This window comes from Pseudoalteromonas sp. 31A1 (genome assembly GCF_011378815.1).
GTDB classification, from domain to species: domain Bacteria; phylum Pseudomonadota; class Gammaproteobacteria; order Enterobacterales; family Alteromonadaceae; genus Pseudoalteromonas; species Pseudoalteromonas arctica.
In genome coordinates, this window is record NZ_WTKY01000005.1 from 1 (window position 1) to 24,644 (window position 24,644).

General features: G+C 39.5%; 21 protein-coding genes. 14 read left to right on the top strand and 7 right to left on the bottom strand.

From position 1 onward, the window contains the following. Nucleotides 1-299: 299 nt before the first annotated feature. A complete protein-coding gene (locus GQR52_RS06705; RefSeq protein ID WP_165727904.1) occupies nt 300-830 on the bottom strand; it encodes a lipocalin family protein in 531 nt (176 codons plus the stop codon). A gap of 97 nt (nt 831-927) precedes the next feature. Here GQR52_RS06705 and GQR52_RS06710 point away from each other — a divergent pair, with 97 nt between their 5' ends. The 4 genes from GQR52_RS06710 to GQR52_RS06725 all read left to right on the top strand — a co-directional run bounded on the left by GQR52_RS06710 (nt 928) and on the right by GQR52_RS06725 (nt 3,370). After that, nucleotides 928-1,383 (top strand): YaiI/YqxD family protein, encoded by a 456-nt coding sequence (locus GQR52_RS06710; RefSeq protein ID WP_165727905.1) that lies wholly within the window; start codon nt 928-930, stop codon nt 1,381-1,383. Nucleotide 1,384: 1 nt separating this feature from the next. After that, nucleotides 1,385-1,945 carry a hypothetical protein gene (locus tag GQR52_RS06715; RefSeq protein ID WP_165727906.1) on the top strand — a complete coding sequence of 187 codons (561 nt, stop codon included), beginning with the start codon at nt 1,385-1,387 and terminating at the stop codon, nt 1,943-1,945. A gap of 98 nt (nt 1,946-2,043) precedes the next feature. After that, nucleotides 2,044-2,601 carry a sugar O-acetyltransferase gene (locus tag GQR52_RS06720; protein WP_165727907.1) on the top strand — a complete coding sequence of 186 codons (558 nt, stop codon included), beginning with the start codon at nt 2,044-2,046 and terminating at the stop codon, nt 2,599-2,601. Nucleotides 2,602-2,977: 376 nt separating this feature from the next. Then, a complete protein-coding gene (locus GQR52_RS06725; RefSeq protein WP_165727908.1) occupies nt 2,978-3,370 on the top strand; it encodes an ACT domain-containing protein in 393 nt (130 codons plus the stop codon). A 147-nt stretch (nt 3,371-3,517) separates the two neighbouring features. On the opposite strand, the gene GQR52_RS06730 is transcribed toward GQR52_RS06725, so the two are convergent. Further along, complete coding sequence (locus GQR52_RS06730; RefSeq protein WP_165727909.1) at nt 3,518-4,399, bottom strand: LysR family transcriptional regulator; 882 nt, start codon at nt 4,397-4,399, stop codon at nt 3,518-3,520. Nucleotides 4,400-4,550: 151 nt separating this feature from the next. On the opposite strand from GQR52_RS06730, the gene GQR52_RS06735 reads away from it, so the two are divergent. Then, entirely contained in the window at nt 4,551-5,156 is a 606-nt protein-coding gene (locus tag GQR52_RS06735; RefSeq protein WP_165727910.1) for a short chain dehydrogenase, read from the top strand. 99 nt (nt 5,157-5,255) lie between these two features. After that, nucleotides 5,256-5,426 carry a hypothetical protein gene (locus GQR52_RS06740; protein WP_165727911.1) on the top strand — a complete coding sequence of 57 codons (171 nt, stop codon included), beginning with the start codon at nt 5,256-5,258 and terminating at the stop codon, nt 5,424-5,426. Between the two features lie 9 nt (nt 5,427-5,435). On the opposite strand, the gene GQR52_RS06745 is transcribed toward GQR52_RS06740, so the two are convergent. The 4 genes from GQR52_RS06745 to GQR52_RS06760 all read right to left on the bottom strand — a co-directional run bounded on the left by GQR52_RS06745 (nt 5,436) and on the right by GQR52_RS06760 (nt 11,320). Then, entirely contained in the window at nt 5,436-6,092 is a 657-nt protein-coding gene (locus tag GQR52_RS06745; protein ID WP_165727912.1) for a class I SAM-dependent methyltransferase, read from the bottom strand. 18 nt (nt 6,093-6,110) lie between these two features. Further along, nucleotides 6,111-9,761: an AAA family ATPase gene (locus GQR52_RS06750; RefSeq protein WP_165727913.1), complete on the bottom strand. Its 3,651-nt coding sequence runs from the start codon at nt 9,759-9,761 to the stop codon at nt 6,111-6,113. Beyond that, nucleotides 9,758-11,005, bottom strand: coding sequence for an exonuclease SbcCD subunit D C-terminal domain-containing protein (locus GQR52_RS06755; protein ID WP_165727914.1), 1,248 nt, complete (start codon nt 11,003-11,005; stop codon nt 9,758-9,760). The genes GQR52_RS06750 and GQR52_RS06755 overlap by 4 nt, the downstream gene beginning before the upstream one ends. A 78-nt stretch (nt 11,006-11,083) precedes the next feature. Next, entirely contained in the window at nt 11,084-11,320 is a 237-nt protein-coding gene (locus GQR52_RS06760) for a hypothetical protein (protein ID WP_002959190.1), read from the bottom strand. 579 nt (nt 11,321-11,899) lie between these two features. Here GQR52_RS06760 and GQR52_RS06765 point away from each other — a divergent pair. From GQR52_RS06765 to GQR52_RS06780, 4 genes are all read left to right on the top strand, one after another. After that, on the top strand, nt 11,900-14,347 hold the full coding sequence (locus GQR52_RS06765; protein WP_024592705.1) for a M1 family metallopeptidase: 2,448 nt from the start codon (nt 11,900-11,902) through the stop codon (nt 14,345-14,347). Next, a complete protein-coding gene (locus tag GQR52_RS06770) occupies nt 14,347-14,841 on the top strand; it encodes a DUF6702 family protein (RefSeq protein ID WP_007583614.1) in 495 nt (164 codons plus the stop codon). Before GQR52_RS06765 ends, GQR52_RS06770 begins: the two co-directional genes overlap by 1 nt. 322 nt (nt 14,842-15,163) lie before the next feature. Then, nucleotides 15,164-15,781 (top strand): HAD family hydrolase, encoded by a 618-nt coding sequence (locus GQR52_RS06775; RefSeq protein WP_024592706.1) that lies wholly within the window; start codon nt 15,164-15,166, stop codon nt 15,779-15,781. A gap of 133 nt (nt 15,782-15,914) precedes the next feature. Beyond that, nucleotides 15,915-16,640 carry a YebC/PmpR family DNA-binding transcriptional regulator gene (locus GQR52_RS06780; protein ID WP_024591562.1) on the top strand — a complete coding sequence of 242 codons (726 nt, stop codon included), beginning with the start codon at nt 15,915-15,917 and terminating at the stop codon, nt 16,638-16,640. 210 nt (nt 16,641-16,850) lie between these two features. Here GQR52_RS06780 and GQR52_RS06785 read toward each other — a convergent pair whose 3' ends face one another. Beyond that, nucleotides 16,851-19,040, bottom strand: coding sequence for a malate synthase G (locus GQR52_RS06785; RefSeq protein ID WP_165727915.1), 2,190 nt, complete (start codon nt 19,038-19,040; stop codon nt 16,851-16,853). A gap of 241 nt (nt 19,041-19,281) precedes the next feature. Between GQR52_RS06785 and GQR52_RS06790 the strand changes: the two genes are divergently transcribed. The 4 genes from GQR52_RS06790 to GQR52_RS06805 all read left to right on the top strand — a co-directional run bounded on the left by GQR52_RS06790 (nt 19,282) and on the right by GQR52_RS06805 (nt 24,633). Next, a complete protein-coding gene (locus tag GQR52_RS06790) occupies nt 19,282-20,883 on the top strand; it encodes an isocitrate lyase (RefSeq protein WP_165727916.1) in 1,602 nt (533 codons plus the stop codon). 967 nt (nt 20,884-21,850) lie between these two features. After that, nucleotides 21,851-22,771 carry an ABC transporter substrate-binding protein gene (locus tag GQR52_RS06795; RefSeq protein ID WP_165727917.1) on the top strand — a complete coding sequence of 307 codons (921 nt, stop codon included), beginning with the start codon at nt 21,851-21,853 and terminating at the stop codon, nt 22,769-22,771. 2 nt (nt 22,772-22,773) lie between these two features. After that, complete coding sequence (locus GQR52_RS06800) at nt 22,774-23,826, top strand: iron ABC transporter permease (RefSeq protein WP_165727918.1); 1,053 nt, start codon at nt 22,774-22,776, stop codon at nt 23,824-23,826. 3 nt (nt 23,827-23,829) lie between these two features. Continuing rightward, nucleotides 23,830-24,633: a heme ABC transporter ATP-binding protein gene (locus GQR52_RS06805; RefSeq protein ID WP_165727919.1), complete on the top strand. Its 804-nt coding sequence runs from the start codon at nt 23,830-23,832 to the stop codon at nt 24,631-24,633. Nucleotides 24,634-24,644 lie beyond the last annotated feature (11 nt).

Sequence of the window (24,644 nt, forward strand, 5' to 3'; positions counted from 1 at the left end):
GAGCAGGACGCGGAAGCTTTGCTCGGTTTTTACTTAGCCCACTAGGTTACAAACCTCGCGCCGCGATTTAATCGCCCCTAGATTGAACAGATTTCAATCCACAAAGATCAACACGCCCTAGGCAAAAAAAATGGCAAGCTATATAGCTTGCCAACAATAGGGGATATTCAGTGTTCCTAATACTTACTGTCTCACTGTAAGTGCTAGCAATATAGCGTTTATATATTTAATTTACTTTACAGTTGGATGACGTTTTTATTACCACTTTAAAAGCGCATACAGCTAACTGTAAACCCCCTTTACATACTCTCTTGATTTACCCAAATTATTTCATCAGTAGCAAAGCCTAACTCTTTCGCTTTAGTTAAAAAGTGGTTTTTAAGCTCTTTGCTAACCGTTGGTGTACGCGATAAAAACCACAAGTAATCTTTGTTGTAACTGGTTATAAATGCATATTGATAATCGGGTTGGTCAAGTTCAAAAATCACGTAAGCGCCATAAAATGGACCAAAAAACGAGACTTTAAAATGTCCGGTGTCGGTGCCCTCAACAAATTTGGCCAAGCCTTCGGCGTCATCCCATTTTTTATCATCCGTTAAATAGCCTTTGTTAAGGACCTTTACTGTGCCGTCGTCGTTAATTGAATAAGTCGCGGTAACTTGCTCCATACCTTCTTCAAACGAGTGATTAAGACGCGCTATTTCAAACCATTTGCCTTTATATTTTTGTATATCAAAGTTTTTAACGGGTGTTATTCCCTCAGGGGGGCTGGTGCAGGCACTAAGAAAAAATAGACCAGTAATAAGTAAACCGTATTTTATAGCCTTCATGTAAGCTCCTTTTCAATTATGTAATTTATGCTATTTCACAAGAATAAAATTTGCTATAGGATCGTCTTAATTCTAAAGCAATAAAAATGACCATAGCATGAAAATTTGGGTAGATGCAGACGCGTGTCCTGTCGTTATAAAAGAAATACTTTTTAGAGCGGCAGAGCGTATGAAAATCGACACTATTTTAGTGGCTAATCACGCAATGCGTATTCCGCCGTCAAAATACATAAGCCGCGTTCAAGTATCGTCAGGGTTTGATGTAGCCGACGACGAAATAGTGAAACGTATTGAAAAAGGCGATTTAGTGATTACTGGCGATATACCGCTGGCGAGTGAAGTAATTGATAACGGTGGGCAGGCGCTCAACCCGCGTGGCGAGCTTTACACCACGGAGAATATTCGCTCAATACTTAACGTACGCGACTTTATGGATACCATGCGCTCAAGTGGTGTAGAAATGAGTGGTGGGCCGCCTCCACTTAGCCAAACCGACCGTCAAAATTTTGCTAATAATCTCGATCGTATTTTAGCGCAAAACAAGGCTAACTAACTTGAACACACAATTAGTTGGCTTAGGCGATACGCAATTTAGCGTGGCAGTGTACGTAGCAAAAGCGCCACCAATGCCGTTTTTTGAAACACTTCAATGCCTTGAACCGGTTATAAACGAGCAAATAAATACCATAAACCAGCACTGTGGTAATGGTTGGCGAAAAGTATTTAACGTATACGCCAAAGTATTGTTTGCCCTACCAAGCGAGCACTATTCATTTGCTAAACAAGCGCCTACTTGGCAGCAATATCGCGATGAGTTTTTGCTTCAAAAGAATAGTAAAACGGCCCTGTTATTTAGCGCGCCTAATATTACTATTACGTGTGCCCATAAATCTTCTAGTAATAAAAACCAGCTACACATAATTGCTGGGCGTACGCACGCTAAAAGCTTACTCCAACAAGGTAAGCTTAATGCGCAATTTAATTGGCTCGACGACGAGTTTGCAATAGATACAGCCAACAATATTATAGTATGCCCGTATTTTGATTACAGGCAGCTAAGTAATATAAAAATAGCTAGGCTTAGCGAGCTAGTTGCAAAACTAAAAAATAGTTAAAAGTAACTAAATGTACACGTACTAAACAAAGGTAGTGGTGCTTAGCTTAAAAGCTGAATCTGCCACTTATAAAAAATATATTATTTGGATTTTAAATTATGACAGAAAAAGAAAAAATGCTATCTGGTCAGTATTATGACCCAAGTGACCCTGAGCTTATTGAATTACGATTAAAAGCTAGCTTAAAAACGGAAACGCTAAACCAAACAAGTGTTATTCATTTGGATGAAAGAGCTCAAATTATACATGCGTTATTTGGCTCAACAGGAAAACAAGTTCATGTAGAGTCATCATTTAATTGTGATTATGGGTCAAATATTCATGTAGGTGAAAATTTTTATGCTAATTTTGGCTGCGTTATTTTAGACGCTGCGGAAGTTAATATTGGTAACAATTGTTTTATTGCGCCACAGGTTGGAATTTATACCGCTACACACCCTATAAATCCAATTGATAGAAGAAGTGGACTCGAATATGCAAAAACAATAACAATAGGAAATGATTGTTGGATTGGTGGTCATGCAGTCATAAATCCAGGCGTTACTTTAGGTAACAATGTAGTTGTTGCGTCGGGTGCTGTTGTTACAAAATCGTTTGGCGATAACGTTGTTATAGGTGGGAATCCTGCAAAAATAATAAAAATGATTGAAAGTTAATTTGCTCAACTTAAAAACTAAGCGACTCTTTAAACTTACTCCTTTTATAGTATTTAATACCAATTCCATTAAGTATGTGATCTAAATTTTACGCCGAAAAAATAATTCAGTTCTAGGCGTAAATTGATGTAAATGGTTGTTCCCTTTGCGAAATTGACAACAAAGAAATGGGTTGTTTTAGCAAGTAAAATAGATCAGCTATTTATTGGAATGGTATAAGCTTAAACCAATCGCCAATAGAGCCTTAAAATTTGATCGGTGTTTGGGATATTGTCGAAAAAATAATAGTTAAACGAGATAGTAATTTAATTAAAAAACAGTTTGAAAATAGACTTACTTATTTGAATTGAATTGAATTAGGTTAATAGGAGCGACCATGGCCGGAATTTTAGATCTAAACCAATTATTAAAATCAATGCAGCCAGAGCTTAAGCAAGGCGAGTATATTTTTTGTTGCTTGGCAGGAAAGCTCGCTGATTATGTTCATTTAGAGCCACTTGCTACTTTTGTAGAAGAAGAAGGCCTAACTCTTATATTAAAAGCTGAAACCGCCGATAAAGCCGGTATTACCTTTGAGAGTAAATATAATTTAATTACTCTTAACGTGCATTCAAGCCTTGAAGCGGTAGGGTTAACCGCTGCGGTATCTGCAAAGCTCACTGAGCATGGTATTAGTGCTAATGTGGTAGCTGCGTTTTATCACGACCACATTTTCGTACAAACAGATAAAGCACAAGCCGCTATGAAAGCACTTGGCGAGATTGGTTAGGATTGCTGGCATAGCAACATGCTGAGTGATGTTGATATTAGAGCGACGGGTGGCGCTTCACTTAATCGATCTACGTTTCATAATGCTCTTGTCTTAAAAGCTTTATTAAAACCGCTTTATTTTTTATTACAAATAATAACTCTCAAATCACTCAACCACCAACTTTGATACTACCCATTTATGAAGCGGGTTTTTATTGTAGCGCGGATGCCATGCGGCTATTACGTCAAACGGCGTAGGTAACTGTAGCAGCTCTATTTTTACTAGCTCTGAGCTTACTGCGCGTGAGGGTAAAAATGCGATAGAGTCGGTTGTTTCTAGGTACATCGGCACAATAGAAAAACACGGTGCCGACACCACTACGTTACGCGTTAAATCAAAGCTTTTAAACCAATCGTCAATAGACCCTTTAAAATTTGGACGCGAAGGCGAGGCAATAATACTTGGATAACTGGCGATTTCAGCAAGGCTTGGCTTAGTTCCTGCTATTGATGAATTCGGCGAGGTAACGCAAATATGTTGCTCTTCAAACAATTTAATAATGGGATAAGTACTTGGGATATAGTCAGGAAATGCAATAGCAAGGTTTACTTTGCCGCTTTCCATTAAATCGTGCAGGCTGTCTATCTCGAAGTCTCTTATTATAAGCTTTAAATTTGGCGCTTGTGCCCGGAGTACTTTAACTAATGCTGGTAAAACGACTTGCTGTGCGTAGTCGGTAGCGGCTATTACAAACTCATCATTAACTGTTTTTGGGTCAAATATTTTAGGTGCTAATAATGCCTGAAAGTCGTTTAGGAGTTTGTCTATGTCTACCGACAACTCCTCTGCATAAGGTGTAGGCACAAAGCCAGTGGTTTTTCTCAAAAACAACTGGTCGTCAAACACATCGCGTAACTTTTTTAGTTGCTCACTCACTGCTTGTTGGGTTAAGCCCAATTTACTCGCTGCTTTTGAGGCGTTCTTCTCGCGAATGAGCGCTTGGAAAATACGCAATTGTTTTATATCTAATCGGTCTAACTTGCTCATGCTGCTGCCAGTGTTATTTAGTAATAATATTTAACTTATCACATAACCAAATTATCTTGTATCTCTTACATAAAAGGGTTGTTTCTAATTGTTAAAATACTCCCTTACTATGCTCCTACACACTAAAGAGAACAAATGATTGGAGCAAACAATGAAAACAGTAATATTAATAGGCGCACTAGGAAAAATGGGTCAAGCGGCATTAACCGGTTTATCTAAGCATAAAGTAATTACAGCGGGTCGTTCGGGCGATGTAGATCATATTGTTGATATTACCAGCGAGCAATCAATTACTGAGCTGTATGAAAAAGTAGGCCATTTTGATGCCGTAGTTAATACCGTAGGTTTATGTGAGTACGAAACGTTTGCAGATATGAGCGAAGCCCAGTGGATGAGCACTATTATGAGCAAAATGATGGGGCAAATTAACCTTGTGCGCATTGGTCAAAAGTACATTGCCGATAGCGGTTCATTTACGCTAATTAGCGGTATTTTAAACGTTAAACCTATTCCGTTTGCGATTGCTGATGCAACAACTAGCGGCGCAATAGATACGTTTGCAAAATGCGTATCACTAGAAATGCCACGTGGCACACGTATTAATGTGGTTAACCCTACCGTACTTGAAGAAGCATGGGACGTATACGGCGAGATGATGCCAGGTTTTCAACCAGTGCCAGGCAAGCTTGTAGGTAAAGCGTTTGAGCGTTCGGTTGATGGCTTTATTACTGGCGAAGTTATTTTTGTAGATGCATAACTACCCGCCATATTGGTGAGAGATGCTAGCAAACTAATAAGCGCTTTGTATTTACAGTAACTGCAAAGCGCTTTAAAACATATTTTAATAGGTGATGAAATGAAAAAATTAATACCCGTATTTGCTATATTATTGGCTGCAGGTTGTGCCAACGTAGCGCCAAGCTCGCAATATGCTAGCGAGCCAGGTGCCGACTCTAATAAAGAATGTAAAACAATACCGCGCCATAAGCACACAGTTCAGTGGTGTAAGCCACATTCTTCTAAATAGATCGATAAATTAAACTACATACCCACTAAAACCTAACGCTTTAAAATACAGCTTTGGAATACCAAATTTGCACTCGTTTAGCAGTTCGCTAAAACGCATTCTATCGAGTGGGTAAAACTCATTTTCTAGGTCGTGTCCCATTTGTGTTTTACCGGTTTCGGTTAAACCTAATTGCGCACATGTCGTAAGTTGGGCTTCGCGCTCAAACGTCGTTTCGGGGCGCATTAAATCAGCAATATAAAGGAGTGCATCTTTTTTAAGATTGCCCTTAATTGCTTTTAATAGCTGCTTTTTATCACCATTGTCTTGTACAAAATGCATGACTAATAAACATAAAATGGCATCAGCTTTAACTGATAATTTATCAACAGGACCATTGTGAATCGTTACGCGGCTAGTTATGCCCTGCTCGTCAAATTGCTGCTTTGCAATTGCTAGCATATCGGCTGATGTATCTTGCGCGGTAAATTGCCATGTTGGGTTTAATGCAGCCAGTGCGAGCACTTCTTTACCTGTGCCTGCCCCTACTACTAAAACATGTGCATTGTCGCTTAGCGTTGCTTGTAGCTGTGCGTTAGTTAGTTGGTGTAATAACTCATAACCTGGGACTAAACGAGTAATGCGGCTATCGTATTGTGTTGCTTGTTCGCCTGTAAATGTTGGCATTTTTAAACTCCCTAATAGCTATATAACTTCAACTGTGGAATATCCACCTGGCTTTTTGGCTACATGCACTTGAGTGGCTACGCGCTCGCTCATTTGTGTTACGTGCGATATAACGCCTACTTTTCTACCTTGTGCTTGTAATGAATCAAGTGCGTCCATTGCAATGCTGAGGGTTTCGCTGTCTAACGTACCAAACCCTTCGTCAATAAACAAAGAATTGATTTGTACTTTGTTTGACGAAAGCGATGCTAAACCAAGTGCAAGCGCCAATGATACTAAAAATGACTCCCCACCCGAGAGCGTATTAACAGAGCGTTGCTCGTCGGCCATGTCGCGGTCAATAATCGCAATGTCGAGCGTTTGTGCTATTGCCGTTAATTCGTAGCGTTTGTTGAGTGTTTTTAAATGGCTGTTGGCATAGTGCAGTAATATTTTTAACGTTTGCGTTTGCGCTAAGTTACGCATGGTTTTACCCGTTGCATCACCTAGTACTTTATTAAGCAAGTGCCACTGCTCAACCTGCGTTTTAAGCGTAGTTAACTCAGCTTGCTTACCTTCAAGCGCTTTTGCGTTTTGGTTGTGTTGCTCAATAGCGGTATTGGTTGCCAGTAATGAACTTTGCAGCTGCGTTTGTTGCTCGTTTAAGCTACTTAATTGGGTATTTAAAGCCTCTGCACTTTGCGTTGGTTTATCGCTACTGTTGTGTTTTTCAAGCGTAAGTTGCTGCTGTTTTAATGCGGCGTTTGCATCTGTTAGCGCTTGAGTTAACTGTTCGTGCTGAGTTAAATGCGCTTTAATCGTCTCGCTACTAAGCGTTAGTAAAATTTTGACCTGTTCGTGCGTTGCATTGCTAAATTGCGCTTTAAAGTCGCTAAACCACTCGTTATAACGTGCCTCAAGCGTTGCTAGCTCTTGGCTGTTTTCAAGTAAACGTTGTTCTGCATTTTTAAGCGTTATAGCGTGCTCGTCTCGCTGCTTAATAGCATCGTCATGCGCTTTTTGACATGCTTGAACCAGCAATTGCTTTTGCTCTTGCTCGCTGACAAGTTTTGCTTGGTAGTCGTCTGCGCTTATTTGCTCGTTATTAAATAATGCTAAGCGCTCAGTTTGCACAGTGCTTAATAGCGCTTTAGCTTTTATGAGCTCTTCACTTAGTGTTTTTAACGATTGTTCGTTGTTACTTATAAGCGGGGTAAGTTGTTTTATTTGCTCATTAGCTGTGTGTTGCTGTTTTTGGCTTTGCTCAAGTTGCGTTTGAGTGTGCTGGTACTGCGTAACCTGCTCGTGCAACTGGGTAAGCTCAAGCGTACTGGCTTGTAGTTGTTGCCAGAAATCACTGTTTTCAAATTGACTATTAAGCGTTGTATCCAGCTCGTTAATTTGCGCACTTAGTTCGCTATGCTTGCTCGTTATTTGGTTTTGCTGATGTGTAAGCTCAAGCTGTTTATTGCTAAGCTGCTGCTGTACTTGCTGCTCTGCTTTAAGTGCTGCTTGTAGCTCATTTACTTTGGTTTGCAGTGTACGCTGGCGTTTTTGTTGCTCAAAATACTGCGCTTTTTGCTCCGTTAACTGCTTATAAGTGACTTCAAGCTGATCAGGTGTTAAGTCGTTAAGCTCGTTACGTGCGCCTTGCATGGTATTTTTAATGTCGAGCTGTTTAGCTTTTGCTGTTTGTATTATTTGCTCAAGTTGTTTTTGCTCTGCGGTTAATACGGCATCTTGAGTTTGATGTTTATGCAGCTCGTTTTGTGCATGCTCAAATTGCTTTTTGGCGGTATTAAAAGCATTTTCAAAATCAGTAATTAAGTTATTTAATTGCTGATTTTGATTTACCGCGTACGGGTGCTCAGTGGCGCCGCATACTAAGCAAGGCTCATTAGGGCGAAGCTCAGTGCGTAAATGCTCTACGTTTTCGCTGGCTCTTAAACGCGCTTGATTAAGTGCGTACTCGGTGCTTTTAAGCGCTTGCTCACTGGTTATTAAATTTTGGTTAAGTAAAGCGTGAGCTTGCTGGCTTTCATTTAATTGCTGATTAAGTACTTGTTGGCGTTGCGTGCTTTGTTTTAGCTCTGCATTAAATTGCCCGTAACGCTCGCGCTGCTCTTTTAAGTAATCAATACTTTTTAGCTGTACATCACAATGCTCTGCATTAAACTCAGTCAGCTGGTTATTTAATACCTGTAATGCCGATTGATCATTATTAAGTAACGCCTCGCACTGCTGCACTTTATTATTTTGTGTATTTAAAAGCTCGTTCTGACTTGCAAGCTCGCTATTAAGAGTTTGGCTTTGCGTAACGTTTGCGGCTAATTGCTGCTGTGCACTTAAGTAGGTAGTAAAGCTTTGCTTATAATAACTCCAATCTTTTGCTAAAACATGCAGCTGCTCATGCTCATTAAGCCATTGCTGGCTTTTTGTAGAGTCGGTATTAGCAAGCTCTAACTCGTTACTGCTTTGCTTTAACTGCTGATTGAGTTCATCTAGCTGCGTTTGCTCTTTAGCTATTTGTGACTCAGTACCTTTTATACTTTGGCTTTGCAAAGCAATGTTGCTGTCGAGCTCGCGCGCTTTAGCGATAACGGGCGCTGCATTTTGTTTTTGCTCATTTGCGTTATTAAGCTGCTCGGTGTGTTTAGTAAGCGCGGTATTACACTCATTAATTACCGCTAAATGGTCAACACTTTTAAGCGTTGTAATTTGCTCATTTTGCGCCGTATTTTGATCTGTTAAAACAGTAAAGCGGCTGCGGTTGTCTTTTATTTCAAGCGCCTGTTTGGCTTGTTTAGCTTGCTCGCTTTGCTCAACGATACTTTCAAGCGCTGAACTTGCTTGTTGCTGCGTTTGCTGTGCTTGGAGTAAGTTTTGCTCAAGCACTGTTGCTTGCTGATACCAGCTAAGTGCTTTTTCGGTTTTGGTCAGCTCTTGTTTAGCGTGTTCGGTTTGCGTTTTTAAATCCGCTAACTTGGTTTGTTGTAACTCAAGTTCATCGCTCGTTAATAGAGTATAGCTTTCAAGGCCTGCTTTAAGCGCTTCAAGCTTTGCTACTTGCTCTTTATGGCGTTCAAAAATACGCACGCCAATACGGCTAAACTTATCGGTGCCTGTTAAGCACTCTAAAAGTTGCGCTCGCTCATCGCCAGTGGCTTTTAAAAACGCAGCAAACTCATGTTGCGCTAAAAGTACGGCACGGGAGAACTGCTCAAAGTTAAGCCCTATTTTACTCTCGACTTCTTTTATTGTGTGGCTTTTGTCTGCTATTAGGGTTTCGTCTGGTAGGGTTACTAAAGTGTGCTCTGCTACTTTAAGTTTGCCTGTTACTTTTTTATGGGTGCGTGAAATTGTATAGCGCGCACGATAAAGCAGTTTATCTTGCCCTAAAAAGTCAACCTCGGCGTAGCCTTCCCATGTACCTCTGCGCAGTAAGTTTCGCGCATCATTTAGCTTAATGCTGTCGCCGTTAAACTCTATTAAATTACCTTTATCGCCACGTAGCCGTGCTGTTTTTGTATAAAGCGCCAAACATATCGCATCTAAAAAGGTACTTTTACCTGCGCCGGTATCGCCTGTAATGGCAAATAAACCCGCGTCTTTTAATGGGGCTTTAGTAAAGTCTATTTCAGCGTCAACAATTGAGGCTAAGTTATGAATACGAACTGCAGTTATTTTCATAGTTGTTCTTGCTCCGTAAGCTCGTTTATTACATCACTTAAAAGTGCTTTTAGCTCATCGGGTACGCTTTGCCCTGCCATGTCTTTATCGTTTGCAAATGCTTGTTCTAATAAATTAAGTGGGTTGAGCATTTCAACCTCGCTTAAATCTTCAAATACGGTGTTGTCGTCATTGTTAGCTAATTGCTCGCGTACGCGTTCAATACCACAAAATTTAATATGCTTGCCTTCAAGTGCTTGTTCTATTTGCTCTCTGAAGGTGGTGTCGGTATCGCTCGATTTAAGCTTTACACGTAAATAAGGCGCTACTGTATTTTGTGATGTGTCGAGTGCTTTTATTTGCTCGCACAGTTCACTTAATGGAACGCACTCCCCTTTTGGTAAAACAATTACATCGGCAGAGCGCGGAATGTAAAGGGGGTTTACAGTTGTACTAATCTGTTGTTTTTCATCAGTAATAAATTCAATAACATTTACTTGGTGGGTGTAGTTACGTTCTGAAAACGACATTGGAATAGGCGTACCGCTGTAGCGAATAACATCGCTTTTAGCAACTTGTTGCGCTTTGTGTAAATGTCCAAGGGCAACATAGTTAGCTTGTTTACCAAATACATTAGCTGAAATAGACTCTTCACCGCCTATTACTAAGTTACGCTCAGAATCACTTGAAATATCTCCGCCTTTAGCGTGTAAGTGCCCCATAACTATTAATGGTGAGTTTTGCTCATTTATATTAACAGCTTGCTCTAGTGCAAGTTCGTAAGCTTTTGCAACGCCTTGTGCATAGCTAGAGCCGTTTTCAGTTTGGCTAAGTGAACTAACATCGCTTGCGCGTAAAAATGGCATAGCGACGATTACAGCGCGTTTACCATTAGTATTTATGGTAATAACAGTTTCATCGGGTATTACGGCATCAAAGCGCCCTACTACGTGAGTATCAAACTGGGCTAGTAATGGCTGAGCTGCCAAAATGCGATTTGCAGAGTCGTGGTTACCCGCAATAATCACTACATGTAATAGTGGGCATGCTTTTTTGGCATCTTTAATAAATTGATAAAGCTGATTTTCGGCGCTAGCACTTGGAGTCGCTGTATGATAAATGTCGCCTGCAACTAAAAGTAAGTCTATTTGTTGTTCAACAAGAGTGGCTAATAACCATGTAAAAAAAGCTTGATGTTCAACACGGCGATCGTGTTCGTAAAATTGTTGGCCAAGGTGCCAATCTGAGGTGTGGAGGACTTTCATGTCGCGCTCTTAATAAAACCGTAAGAGCGCCAATATACCCAAGGCTGTTAAAGATGCAAGCCTAAGGCATGCATTACGTTAGGTTAAACTGTACCAAGCTGAAAAAACAACCGGTAATGCTAAAAGTGCCATTAATAATGGAATTTTTAACGTTTTAGTTTGTTTTGCGTGTAGCGCCTTTAGTGCATTAGTTTCGTTGCACGCTGCTACTTTATCGATATAAAAATAACCCGAATCGAGATACTGCTTACAGTTATTCTCACTTGCTGGAATCGCAATTAGTTCTTGTTGTTTTTTTAGGATGTAAAAATCCATAAGCCCACCGCATTTCTTGCTAGTAATCGATATTAATTTGAGGATAAATGTGACGAATTTATTTGCCTCAAATAAAAAGGTTGGCGATTTTAAATATAAACAGCACTAAAGATCAACCTAAAATTACACTATTTGTCATTTATCGTACAAATAGCGAATATTAATGAAGTTCGGCAATATTTGAGCCAATTATTTACTCGTTTCACTGTGTTTTTGTTCAGTAGAAAGGGCTTTTAGGCCATTTTACTTGTTGCGAATTAGCAATACTTATACGTAGGATTAATGGTCTACCTAGTAATGCCAAAGCAATACTTTTTTAGCAATATATATAAAGTGAATGATATTTTTTTAAGTTCTGGGACTTTGTATTTAACTGATCAAAACCATTATTAAAACCCAATTTTGTAAACCCCCTTTACAGTTTTTATCTATTCGTATTTTGTTACAAAATAATTGTATTTTTCAATCTAAAAAACTAAGTGAACATCACCCTAAAAATACGGTACTTGGTCGCTAATTTATTGAAGCTAACTGGTATATTTGTCAAAGTACGCTCACAAAATTATATTAGGACTAACAATGAAAAAAATAGGTCTTACGCTAAGTGCTTTTGTATTGCCATTCGCAATATCGAGTGCAGCTATGGCGTCTTCGGTTGAGCAAACAAAAGGTTCTTTTGTTGATAAATTTCGTCAATTAGATGAAGCACTTCCTACACCCAATGTATATCGTAGTGCCGCTGGCGAACCAGGTGAAAAATACTGGCAGCAACGTGTAAATTACGATATTGATGTGAAGCTAGATGAAAAAAAGCACCGCATTACTGGTAGTCAAAGCATTGAATATAAAAATAACTCACCACATACGCTTAAATATTTATGGTTACAGTTAGATCAAAATATTTTTAAAAGTGACTCTATTGCCGAAACAACAAAAACATTTAAAAGCACTTTAGAAAGCTTACCAGCTCAAAAGCCCGCTAAATTAAGTTTAGGTGAATTACGTCGTCAGCAATTTATGAGCGACAACGAACTGGGTTATACAATCAGTGGCGTAAAAGATGACGATGGTAAAGAACTACGCGTAACTGTAGTTGATACCCTAATGCGCATCGATTTAAACGAGCCATTAAAACCAGGTAAAGAAGTCGAATTTAGCATGAACTTTGCCTTCAACATTGTTGAAGAAGATGCAGTGGGTGCACGTTCTGGTTACGAGCACTTTGAAGAAGACGGCAACGACATATTCTTAATTGCTCAGTGGTTTCCTCGTTTAGCGGCTTATACCGATTACGAAGCATGGACAAACAAGCCGTTTTTAGGCTCAGGTGAGTTTACGCTTGAGTTTGGTGATTACGATGTTGAGATTACTGTTCCGGCAGATCACATTGTATCGGCAACAGGTAAACTTGATAACGCGAGCAAAGTACTTACGAGTACTCAGCGTAAACGTTTAAAGCAAGCCGAAACATCTAAGCGTCCTGTGTTTATTGTTAACGCAGAAGAAGCGCTAGAAAACGAAAAAGAAGGCACCGACAAAACTAAAACGTGGCACTTTAAAGCGCAAAACGTACGTGACTTTGCTTGGGCGTCGTCTCGTAAGTTTATGTGGGATGCAAAGGGTTATCAGCAAGGTGGTGACGTTCAACCTTTAGTTATGGCAATGTCGTTCTTCCCTAAAGAAGGTGGTGACTTATGGGAGAAGTACTCAACTGAAGCGGTAGTACACACAATGGAAGTGTACTCTAAGTATTCTTTTGACTACCCATACCCAACTGCGCAATCGGTAAATGGCCCTGTTGGCGGTATGGAATACCCAATGATTACCTTTAACGGCCCGCGTACTAAGTTACAAGATGATGGTACACGTACTTATTCTCAAGCTGAAAAGCGCTTTTTACTTGGCGTAGTTATTCATGAAGTGGGTCATATTTACTTTCCAATGATTGTTAACTCAGATGAGCGCCAATGGACGTGGATGGATGAAGGCTTAAATAGCTTTTTAGATGGCGTTGCTGGTCGTGAATGGGATCCTACTATTCCTTGGGGTGTTGAGCCTCGCGATATAGTGAGCTACATGAAGTCTGAAAACCAAGTACCTGTTATGACTCAGTCAGACAGTGTATTACGCTTAGGTCCTAATGCTTATACTAAACCTGCAGCAGCCCTTAATATTTTACGTGAAGTAATTTTAGGCCGTGACTTATTCGACTTTGCATTTAAAGAGTATGCTCAGCGCTGGAAATACAAGCGCCCTACTCCAGCTGATTTTTTCCGTACAATGGAAGAAGCCTCTGGTGTTGATTTAGATTGGTTTTGGCGTGGCTGGTTTTACACCACAGACCATGTAGATATCTCTTTAGATAAAGTATATCAACTACGTTTAGACACTAAAAACCCTGATATTGATTACAGCCGTTTACGTGATATTGAAGCAGACAAACCTACTTCATTATTTGTTGAGCGTAACCGCGCACAAGGTAAAAAAACATGGGTTGAGAAAAACTCTGATGTTACCGATTTTTATGACGAAAACGACCGTTTTACTGTAACCAATAAAGAACGTAACTCGTACAATAAGTTTTTAAAAGGCTTAGAGCCGTGGGAGCGTAAAACGCTTGAGCGTGCTTTAGAAGAAGATAAAAACTATTACGTTATGGAATTTTCAAACCTTGGTGGTTTGGTAATGCCTATTTTATTAGAGCTAACATATGAAGATGGCACTAAAGAAGAGCGCTATATTCCTGCTGAAATTTGGCGTCGTAATTATAAAAACGTTCAAAAGCTGATTGTTACCGATAAAAACAAACCGCTTGTATCAGTTACTGTTGACCCAGGCTGGGAAACAGCTGACGTAGATGTTGAAAACAATAACTACCCTCGTCGTATTATTCCTTCACGTATTGAAGTGTTTAAAAAGGAAAAGAGTAAAGCTAAAGTAAGTCGCGATATCATGCAAGATATTAAAACTGAGCTTAAAACTGATGAGAAGAAAGACGAAAAGGATGACGGTGAGGAGCAGCAATAATGCGCTTTTTGCTTATTATTGTTTGCCTTTTAGTTGCTGCGCCAAGTATGGCGCATCAACTAAAGTCGTCAGTTACAACCGTGCTTTTTAATAAACGAACGCATAATGTTGAATTAATGCATCGCTTTTATTTACATGATACCGAACACGCCGTAGGAACATTGTTTAAAGGCAAAATTGATATTATTAGTAATAAAGCCGACCAACAACGTTTTGCTAAGTATGTTGAATCGCATGTTGCTCTACAAACGTTAAGTGGTGAACCTTTACCACTTAACTTTGTGGGAGCACAAGTTGATGGTAAGTTTTTTTGGGTTTACCAAGAAGCACCAATTCCTGAAAATATTGAAGGAATTAAAATGAGTAATGGCGCACTTCGTGATTTATGGCCATCTCAGGTAAATATGGTAAACGTTGAGGGCAAAGGTAAGATTAAAACTTTAAACTTTGCTCAAGATGATACTTGGCTCGAAGCCCGCTTTGAGCAAAATTAATATTTAAAACTTCCCCAACCGACGCGCACAGCAGTTGTTTATGTGCGCGTTTTCTTCATACGTTTAAACTGCGTTCATGTTTGATCTGTTATTTGTAAATTTACGTAAAATTTGTGAGTTCAATTTGTATATTTACCTTTTTTTGCGCATGATATATCAAGCACTTAAATTACTTTGTTATCAATAGATTGATAATGGTGCGTATTAATATTTAAATATAGTTAGTTTCATTTATCCCTTTGTATTTACCGGCCTAGGGCATAAGCAGTAGAGAATTTTATGTTTAAATTTCATTTAGTAATAACTAAATTCAGGGAATGATATGACTACTCAGGTTGAGGCTATTTTTGGAGTGATTTTTGATTTAGATGGAACATTGGTTTCATCAGAATTAGATTTTGCATTAATAAAGGCCCAAATAGGTTGCCCTTGCGAGCAAGACTTACTTGATTACATTGCTCAGTTGCCCTCACCGTATATGCGTGAAGAGGCAATGAATATAGTTCACCAACACGAATTAATAGATGCACAACATGCCAGAATATTACCTGGTGTGAGTGAAGCTATTCATGCTTTAAAGTCTAAAAATATTCCGATGGCGATTGTTACTCGCAATTTTGATAAAGCAGCGGCAATTAAATTACAAAATAATCCACTCCCTATCAGTACAGTTTTAACGCGAAGCGATGCCCCAGCAAAGCCAGATCCCAGCGCTTTAAATGCCATTGCTACACTTTGGAACATTAACGCCAGAAATTTACTTTATGTAGGCGATTACCTTTACGACATTCAAGCTGCGCACAATGCAAATATGCGCGCGTGTTTATACGCTCCAGAGTCAACGCCTGCTTATGCCGATCAGGCAGATTACGTTTTACATGACTTTGTTGAATTAGTGACATTAGTTGAGAGTTATTCTGAAAAAATAGAGTTATGTTAAATAGCGCACTATTAAATTTATTTAAGAATAAGTGCTACGTTATTTAAATTACAAAATAACGTTTGTTCCTAGCCCAATACGTTTTGAATTGGTAAAATACCGCAAAACGTAACGTATTCATTAGGGGCAAAAAATGGGCAGAGCATTTGTAGTTCGTCAAAGTTCTATGATCAAAACAGCTAATGCAAAAACAAAAGTAAACTCAAAGTATGGTAAAGAGATTTACGTTGCAGCAAAAAGTGGCGATCCCGATCCCGAAGTAAATCAAACACTACGCCGTCTAATCGAAAAAGCTAAAAAAGACCAAGTACCCGCGCACGTTATCGATAAAGCAATTGAAAAAGCAGCCGGTGGCGCAGGGGAAGATTACTCTGTTGCCCGTTACGAAGGCTATGGTCCTGGTAATTGCATGGTTATAGTTGACTGTTTAACTGACAATCCGAACCGTACAATTAAAGATGTACGCTTACCGTTTACTAAAACAGACTCAAAAATTGGTACTCCTGGCTGCGTAGCACATATGTTTGATCATTATGCGGTACTTGGCTTTGCGGGTGATGACGACGAAATAGTATTAGAAGCATTAATGATGGCTGATGTTGATGTTAGCGATGTTGAAGCCGAGGACGGTAAAATATCGGTATTTGCACCGCCAACAGAATACTTTAAAGCTAAAACTGCCCTTGAAGACGCATTTGAAGGCATTAACTTTGAAGTTGACGAAATTACGTTTATTCCTCAAGTTAATATTGAAATTGAAGACGAAGAAGTTATTGCTAACTTTGATAAGTTTATAAATATGCTTGAAGATTGTGACGATGTACAAAACATTTATCACAATGCTATTGTAAAAAATTAGATTTAATTAGCTAAAAAATTTAAAAAGCGTGTTTTGTGTATGCAAAACACGCTTTTTTACGTTTGAATAAATGTTAGATATTCATGTGTATTATGCTTATTTGAATATATATTTTTAAAATGCCTTAAAAGTGCTGTTATTCTAATTTTAGGCGATAAAAAACCAGCTTAAAAGCTGGTTTAGTACTTAATCTGAACTTTGCTTAAGCGCTTAAAGCGTATTCGTTTTTTGTGCTTTATATTTTATACGGTAGCTATGTAGTAGTGGTTCAGTGTAACCACTCGGTTGTGTTGCGCCTTCTAAAACCAGTGCAAGTGCAGCTTGAAACGCAATGCTGTTATTAAGGGTTTCTTCGTTTATTGCCATGGGTGTATACGCAGTGTCGTGCTCGTTTTGACCATCAACTACTTTGGCCATTTTAGCCATTGTTGATTTTATTTGCGCCTGTGAACACACGCCATTTAGCAACCAATTAGCCATATGCTGGCTTGAAATACGCAGTGTTGCTCTGTCTTCCATTAGCCCGATATGGTTAATGTCGGGTACTTTTGAGCAGCCAACACCTTGATCAATCCAACGTACAACGTAACCTAAAATGCCTTGTGCGTTGTTTTCTAGCTCACTTTGAATATCTTCTTTTGAAAGCGTTTTAGGGTCTGCCATTAGCGGCGGTGTAAGCAGGTCATTAAGGCTAGCAATAGTACGTTTAGCAATACTTTGCTGCTCGGTAAATACGTTTACATCGTGATAATGCATTGCGTGCAGAGTAGCGGCTGTAGGGGAGGGCACCCATGCTGTATTAGCACCTGATTTAGGATGTGCTAGTTTTTGCTCCATCATTAATGCCATTTTATCTGGCATTGGCCACATGCCTTTACCAATTTGTGCTTTATGACTTAAGCCACAAGCAAGGCCAATATCGACATTGCGATCCTCATATGCGCTTATCCATGATTGCTGTTTAATCTGTGCTTTTGGAAGTACAACACCCGCTTGCATAGAGGTATGAATTTCATCGCCGGTTCTATCTAAAAATCCGGTGTTGATAAATACCACACGCTCTTTAGCTGCATGAATACAGGCTTTTAGGTTTACAGATGTACGGCGTTCTTCATCCATAATACCCATTTTAAGGGTGTTTTTAGGTAAGCTTAGCGCTTCCTCTACTAGGCTAAATAAAGTGTTAGTAAACGCCACTTCTTCAGGGCCGTGCATTTTTGGTTTTACTATATTAATACTTTGCGCGCTGGTATTTTTTATACCTGTTTTTTTGTTTAGGTCGTGCAGGGCAGCGGTGGCTGTAAACATCGCATCCATAATGCCTTCAAATACCGGTTGATTGTACACATCGGTAATAGCAGGGTTCGTCATTAAATGGCCAACGTTTCTAACAAACATCATGCTGCGGCCTTTTAAAGTAACGGTGCCGCCGTCAAGTGCGGTGTATATTTTATCACTTTGTAGGGTACGCTCTACGGTTTTATCGCCTTTTTTAAACGATTCAACTAAGTTACCTTGCATCAAACCAAGCCAATTTTTATAAACCTGTACTTTATCTTCTGCATCTACTGCAGCTACTGAATCTTCACAGTCCATAATGGTGGTGAGTGCGGCCTCTAACACTACATCTTTTAAGCCTGCTTTATCTGCTTGGCCAATAATGTGGTGGTGATCGATATGTAGCTCTATGTGTAAATCATTGTTTTTTAATAATACTACAGTAGGATTTTGCGCTTCACCTTGATAGCCAATAAGCTGAGATGGGTCGGCTAATGTGGTTTGAGAGCTATCACGTAACGTAATTAAAAGTGCGCCATCTACTACTGAATAATTAGTGCTTTCTATGTGCGAGCCATTAGTCAGCGGCAATGCTTTATCTAAAAACTGACGAGCGTAGGCCATGACTTTAAAACCACGTACTGGGTTGTAAGTAGTGCCTTTTTCGGCGCCGTCTTCTTCGCTTAACACATCAGTGCCGTATAAAGCGTCGTATAACGAACCCCAACGTGCGTTAGCAGCATTAAGTGCAAAGCGTGCGTTACTTACAGGCACAACCAACTGAGGCCCTGCTGTAAGCGCTACCTCGGGTTCTACATTTTGAGTTTCAATCTCAAAGTTGGCAGGCTCTTTTACTAAATAACCAATATCTTGCAAAAAGGCTTGGTACTTAACGCTATCCCACGCTTTATTAGCAAGATGGTAGTCGTCTATTTGCTTTTGAAGCAGCTCTCGCTTTTCAAGCAATGCTGTGTTTGTAGGGGTAAGTGTTTGCACTATATGTGCAAAGTTTTGCCAAAACTGCTGCTCACTCAAATGCGTGCCAGGGAGTAATTGGTTTTTAACGAAATCAGCAAGTTGTGTGTCTACGCTGAGTCCTGAATGTGTGAGAGTGTGGGACATAATTGCCTTCCTTAAACGGTCGCGATGTTGTTGTGTGCTTGTGCGTTAAGGCAACAATAACTCAAAAAAGCAATGTTGAGTGCTTTTTAGCCATTCACAAAATGTATAGCCGCAATAATAACTATAAATTTACTAAATCTAAAAAATGAGCCTAATGTTGAATCAAGCGAAACGGAGCACACACTCCTAGCCACTCTCACAACATTAAAATAATTTACACACTCGTTCGAAGGATTTTATTATGACAACATATCAACGCGAAACAGACACTCTTTCTACTCTTTGCCAATCTCAAGGCAGCCCATGGAAAGCTATTAACCCTGAATACGCAAGCCGTATGCGTTTACAAAACCGCTTTCGTACTGGGATTGAAATTGCGCAATACACAGCAGACGTAATGCGTGAAGATATGGCTGCATATGACGCAGACACAAGCTTGTACACGCAATCTTTAGGGTGTTGGCATGGCTTTACTGCCCAACAAATGATGATGGCTATTAAGCGCCACCAAAAAACAACTAAACGCAGCTATGTTTACTTAAGTGGCTGGATGGTTGCAGCGCTTCGCTCTGCATTTGGCCCGCTGCCAGATCAAAGCATGCACGAAAAAACGTCGGTACCTGCATTAATTGAAGAAATTTATACGTTTTTAAAGCAAGCTGATGCACGCGAACTAGACCACTTATTTAACGACCTAGATGCAGCAAAAGCCAATGGCGGTGACGTTCAAGCGGTTATTGATAAAATAGACAACTTTGAAACCCATGTTGTGCCAATTATTGCTGATATTGACGCAGGCTTTGGTAACGAAGAAGCAACTTATTTACTCGCTAAAAAAATGATTGAAGCCGGTGCCTGTGCCATTCAAATAGAAAACCAAGTGTCTGACGCTAAACAATGTGGTCACCAAGCTGGTAAAGTTACTGTTCCACACGAAGACTTTTTAGCAAAAATTAACGCAGTACGTTACGCCTTTTTAGAACTCGGTATTGATAACGGTATTATTGTGGCACGTACAGATTCATTAGGTGCTAGCCTTACTCAAAAAGTACCTGTGTCGCAAACACCTGGTGATTTAGCAAGCCAATACAATGCATTTTTAGAAACCACGCCAATTAACGGTGTTGATGACTTAAATGAAGGCGACACAGCAATGAAAATTAATGGCCAGTTATGTAAACCAACTCGCCTAGATAACGGTTTATTTCAGTTCCGCGAAGGCACTGAAAAAGACCGCGTAGTACTAGATTGTATTACAAGCTTGCAGTCTGGCGCTGATTTACTGTGGATTGAAACAGAAAAACCACATGTTAAACAAATCGCAGAGCTGGTAAATCGTGTTAAAGAACACGTGCCAAATGCAAAACTGGTATACAACAACTCGCCTTCGTTTAACTGGACGCTTAAGTTCCGTGAGCAAGTATATCAAGAATGGCAAGAAGCTGGCCGTGACTTAAGTGCTTACCCAAGCCTTGGCGACAACAAAGGCTTAATGGCTCCAGAAATGGATGCAACAGAGCTTGCTCAAGCAGCCGATTTATTAGTACAAAACTTCCAACGCGATGGCGCACGTGAAGCGGGTATTTTCCATCACTTAATTACTCTGCCTACATACCATACAGCTGCGCTAAGCACTGATATTTTATCGGAAGGTTACTTTGGCGACATGGGTATGCTGGCGTATGTACGTGATGTACAACGCCAAGAAATTCGCCGTGAACAAGCATCTGTTAAGCACCAAGATTTAGCGGGGTCTAACATGGGCGATACACACAAAGAATACTTCTCTGGTGATAACGCGCTAAAAGCCGGTGGTGAAGATAACACCATGAACCAATTTTAATTCCTAACTAGATAGTGTTACTCAAGGGCCAATAGGCCCTTTTTTATTGTTTTAAATAAAGTTAGAACATTGAAGCATAATTACAGATCAGACTTTAACTAACCTAATCATGTTGGATCACGATTTAACTACCTGAGTAAATTTACAGATCAGAGTTTAACTAACCTTTCATAAAACGACCTTTTTTAGGTGATTTTGCTGTAAATAGCGTTTACAGCAACTAAAAAAAGCGGATAAGTGACTGATTTTTGCTTTAATAGACAAACAGAGGAAATTTATAAACCGATTTTTTACTAACTTCTCGTTGCTATAAAACAAAATTTTACTAACTGAGAGGGTATAAACAGTGACTCAAACCGATATTTTACCAACTCAAGTTACAAAAAAGGCTATAAACCGAAATTTTACTAACTGAAGCTTTAGCTAAGTCCGATATTTAACTGTCACAGAAGTGTAAAGGGGGTTTACAGTTTGAATACTATAGCGGTAAATATAAAAGCCACTTATTTGAAGTGGCTTTTATTTAAACTATAAATTTTATACATAGAGTTTAGGGTCTGTTAATCTTTCAAGGTTAAATTTGCAGCAGCCTGTTTGGTATTCAGGCGAGGCAGAGCCTACATAGTGTGGTTATTTACCATAAGTAGGTGATGGCAAGCATAAATGACACTCGCTGCTATTTAGGTTTGACTTGGTGATGAAACCCTTTTGTTACCCAGTATTTTACTTATTCTTACAAGGATACAGCCATTAGAGTAATGCGGGCCGTATGAGGTGACTTGGTTACACATTTCACGCCGTGATTAAATAGCCTTTAAATTGAAATCATTTAACTCCGAAAGCTCACATACCTTATTACCTAAGAGGTTAAACTAAATTTTATAGGGCATTAAAACAATCATAATAAAAGCTACTAGTTGCAAATGAAAACTGTTATTGTTTTTATTTGCAATTTAAGTTTAACATCATGAAACTCTCATCTATTTTATTTATTCCGTTTGTTATTTTACTTGCTAATAGCTATGTACATGCAAGTCCGCAGCCTCTTAACCCACAGCGAATAGTGGTTGCAGGGGGCTCAATAACAGAAGTTATTTACGCCCTTGGTGAACAACAACGCATTGTTGGCGTTGATAGCACCAGTGTTTATCCAGCCGCTGCAACTCAGAAGCCACAAATTGGCTATGTTCGCCAAATAAGCGTTGAAGGTGTGTTGTCATTAAATCCAGATATTATCCTCGCTGAATCAGATATTGGTCCTAAAAAAATGGTTGAGCAATTAAAGCTCACTGGCGCTAACTTGGTTATCTTGCATGAAAACGACAACTTTTGGCGTATTGAAAATAAAATAGAGCAAATAGCCAAACAATTAAATGTTGTGAGTAAGGGCAATATGCTCGCAGACTCTTTGCAAGCGGACCGCAAGGCCTTGTCATATATTTTAGAGCAAACAAGTACTAAACCTAAGGTTTTGGTTATCCGCAGTAGTCAACTTATGGTTGCAGGGGCAGAGACGACTGCTGATGAGTTGGTAACTATTGCAGGTGGAGTGAATATGATGGCTCAAACAGTGGTTAATTGGCAGACGATTTCAAGCGAGGCTGCATTGGCACTAAATCCTGATGTGATTATTAGTATGGGAATTGGCGCCAATGATCAGCAACCAAGCGCTGAAATATTATCTGTTTTTAAATATTCAAATGCGATAAAAAATGGGCGTATTTACAATTTTGATGCGCTCTATTTGTTAAGTATGGGGCCTAGAACGCCTCAAGCGGCCGTAGAACTAGCGCATGCATTTTATCCTAAAACACGCTTGCCAGATGGCTATCAATATAGATTTTTAAAATTAGCTGAAAACAGCACAAAACAACAGGACGAGCGATAGTTATGCTGGCGTTAGGAAATAGGTTATTAGCGCAACAACGGATACGGGTTTTATCTATTCCTGTTTTGTTTATTATTTGTATATTGGTATTTTTTATTGCTCTAAGTCAGGGAGGGGTTGTGATAACGCTGCGCGAGACGATGCTTATGCTAACCCAGCCGGTAGATGATCAGCTTAAACACGCTATAATTTGGCAGATCCGCCTTCCTCGTATTCTACTTTCGATGGTTGTTGGAGCTGGTTTAGCAACCTGCGGTGCTGCAATGCAAGCTTTATTTAGAAATCCATTAGCAGATCCTGGTTTGATTGGCATTGCCAGTGGTGCAGCGTTAGGTGCAGTAGCAACTATTGTATTAGGAACAAGCTTGTTTGCTAATTTTAGCGACAACTTAGGCTACTATGCGGTGCCTGTAGGGGCATTTTTTAGTTGTATTGCGGTATGTATGTTTATCTATCGGTTGGGCGCGCAAAATGGGCGTTTTACTATTGTTAGCCTACTACTGGCAGGGATTGCCGTAAATGCGATTGTAAACGCTATTATCGGTATCTTAACACTGGTAAGTAATGAGCAACAATTACGTGATTTAACATTTTGGAGCATGGGCTCTTTGGCGGGGAATCACCTTGCGATGATAATGCCAACACTCGGTATTATTATTGGTTGTTGTATTGGTTTATTACGTTTATCTAAACCTCTTAACGTGTATTTATTAGGAGAGGCTCAAGCGAAGCATGTCGGCATTAATGTGACTAAATTGAAAAAGCAGGTTTTTATATATACGGCACTTTGCACTGCAGCAGCCGTAGCAATTACGGGCGTTATTGGTTTTGTTGGCTTAATAGTGCCGCATATTATGCGCTTAATATTAGGCCCTGATCACCGTTATTTATTACCAGCTTGTATGTTAGGGGGAGCATTAATGCTTAGCCTTGCTGATTTATTTGCCCGTACCATAATGCTACCAGCAGAAGTTCCCATAGGTCTAATAACCAGTGCTATTGGCGGTCCATTCTTTTTGATTATGCTGTTAAAAACTTACCAAGGAGCAAAGTGAACTATGTTAATTGGCAACCAGCTTAGCGTAAAAATCAAACATAAAACGTTGCTGGATAATATTGATTTTTATGTAAAACCACATGAAATTGTAGTTATCATTGGTCCCAATGGCGCAGGTAAATCATCATTAATGAAAGCATTATCAGGAGATTTGCCGTTAAGTGGCGGAACGGTAAATATTAATCAACGAGAGTTAAATGAGTATAGTTTGCTAGAGCTTGCTAAATTAAGGGCGGTATTAACCCAGAGCTACGAGTTAGATTTTCCTTTTACCGTTAATGAAGTTGTTGATATGGCGCATTTTAGTCATCAAGAACAGTGCACGCAGGCTACTTTGAAACAGTGCTCTTATGATGCAATGAAAGCCGTAGGGATTACTCACCTAGCACAGCAATGCTTTACTCAGCTTTCTGGTGGTGAAAAGCAACGTACTCAATTAGCTCGTGTATTGTGCCAATTACAGCCAAGTTTAACTCAGCAAAAAAATGCTTATTTATTAATTGATGAACCAACTGCTAGCTTAGATTTATATCATCAATATGAAGTTATGAACCAAGCCGTTACAACGGCAAAACAAGGCGCGGGAGTTATTGCTGTTCTTCATGATTTATCACTTGCTGCGAGCTTTGCAGATCGAATTTACATGCTTGATAAAGGAAAAGTTGTTGCTCATGGCTCGCCTGAAGAAGTACTAACACAGCGCCATTTAAGTAATGTTTATAATATTAATGCAAAGCTGCAAACAGATATTGAAGATGTACTTCCTCACATTATGGTGGCGGAAAAAACACTTACAAATATATGATTTTAAGTTGT

Bases quoted from the DNA above. Each gene is read 5' to 3' on its own strand.
- GQR52_RS06705 (WP_165727904.1), bottom strand. From the start codon at position 830: ATGAAGGCTATAAAATACGGTTTACTTATTACTGGTCTATTTTTTCTT.
- GQR52_RS06710 (WP_165727905.1), top strand. From the start codon at position 928: ATGAAAATTTGGGTAGATGCAGACGCGTGTCCTGTCGTTATAAAAGAA.
- GQR52_RS06720 (WP_165727907.1), top strand. From the start codon at position 2,044: ATGACAGAAAAAGAAAAAATGCTATCTGGTCAGTATTATGACCCAAGT.
- GQR52_RS06725 (WP_165727908.1), top strand. From the start codon at position 2,978: ATGGCCGGAATTTTAGATCTAAACCAATTATTAAAATCAATGCAGCCA.
- GQR52_RS06730 (WP_165727909.1), bottom strand. From the start codon at position 4,399: ATGAGCAAGTTAGACCGATTAGATATAAAACAATTGCGTATTTTCCAA.
- GQR52_RS06735 (WP_165727910.1), top strand. From the start codon at position 4,551: ATGAAAACAGTAATATTAATAGGCGCACTAGGAAAAATGGGTCAAGCG.
- GQR52_RS06740 (WP_165727911.1), top strand. From the start codon at position 5,256: ATGAAAAAATTAATACCCGTATTTGCTATATTATTGGCTGCAGGTTGT.
- GQR52_RS06745 (WP_165727912.1), bottom strand. From the start codon at position 6,092: ATGCCAACATTTACAGGCGAACAAGCAACACAATACGATAGCCGCATT.
- GQR52_RS06750 (WP_165727913.1), bottom strand. From the start codon at position 9,761: ATGAAAATAACTGCAGTTCGTATTCATAACTTAGCCTCAATTGTTGAC.
- GQR52_RS06755 (WP_165727914.1), bottom strand. From the start codon at position 11,005: ATGAAAGTCCTCCACACCTCAGATTGGCACCTTGGCCAACAATTTTAC.
- GQR52_RS06760 (WP_002959190.1), bottom strand. From the start codon at position 11,320: ATGGATTTTTACATCCTAAAAAAACAACAAGAACTAATTGCGATTCCA.
- GQR52_RS06765 (WP_024592705.1), top strand. From the start codon at position 11,900: ATGAAAAAAATAGGTCTTACGCTAAGTGCTTTTGTATTGCCATTCGCA.
- GQR52_RS06770 (WP_007583614.1), top strand. From the start codon at position 14,347: ATGCGCTTTTTGCTTATTATTGTTTGCCTTTTAGTTGCTGCGCCAAGT.
- GQR52_RS06775 (WP_024592706.1), top strand. From the start codon at position 15,164: ATGACTACTCAGGTTGAGGCTATTTTTGGAGTGATTTTTGATTTAGAT.
- GQR52_RS06780 (WP_024591562.1), top strand. From the start codon at position 15,915: ATGGGCAGAGCATTTGTAGTTCGTCAAAGTTCTATGATCAAAACAGCT.
- GQR52_RS06785 (WP_165727915.1), bottom strand. From the start codon at position 19,040: ATGTCCCACACTCTCACACATTCAGGACTCAGCGTAGACACACAACTT.
- GQR52_RS06790 (WP_165727916.1), top strand. From the start codon at position 19,282: ATGACAACATATCAACGCGAAACAGACACTCTTTCTACTCTTTGCCAA.
- GQR52_RS06795 (WP_165727917.1), top strand. From the start codon at position 21,851: ATGAAACTCTCATCTATTTTATTTATTCCGTTTGTTATTTTACTTGCT.
- GQR52_RS06800 (WP_165727918.1), top strand. From the start codon at position 22,774: ATGCTGGCGTTAGGAAATAGGTTATTAGCGCAACAACGGATACGGGTT.
- GQR52_RS06805 (WP_165727919.1), top strand. From the start codon at position 23,830: ATGTTAATTGGCAACCAGCTTAGCGTAAAAATCAAACATAAAACGTTG.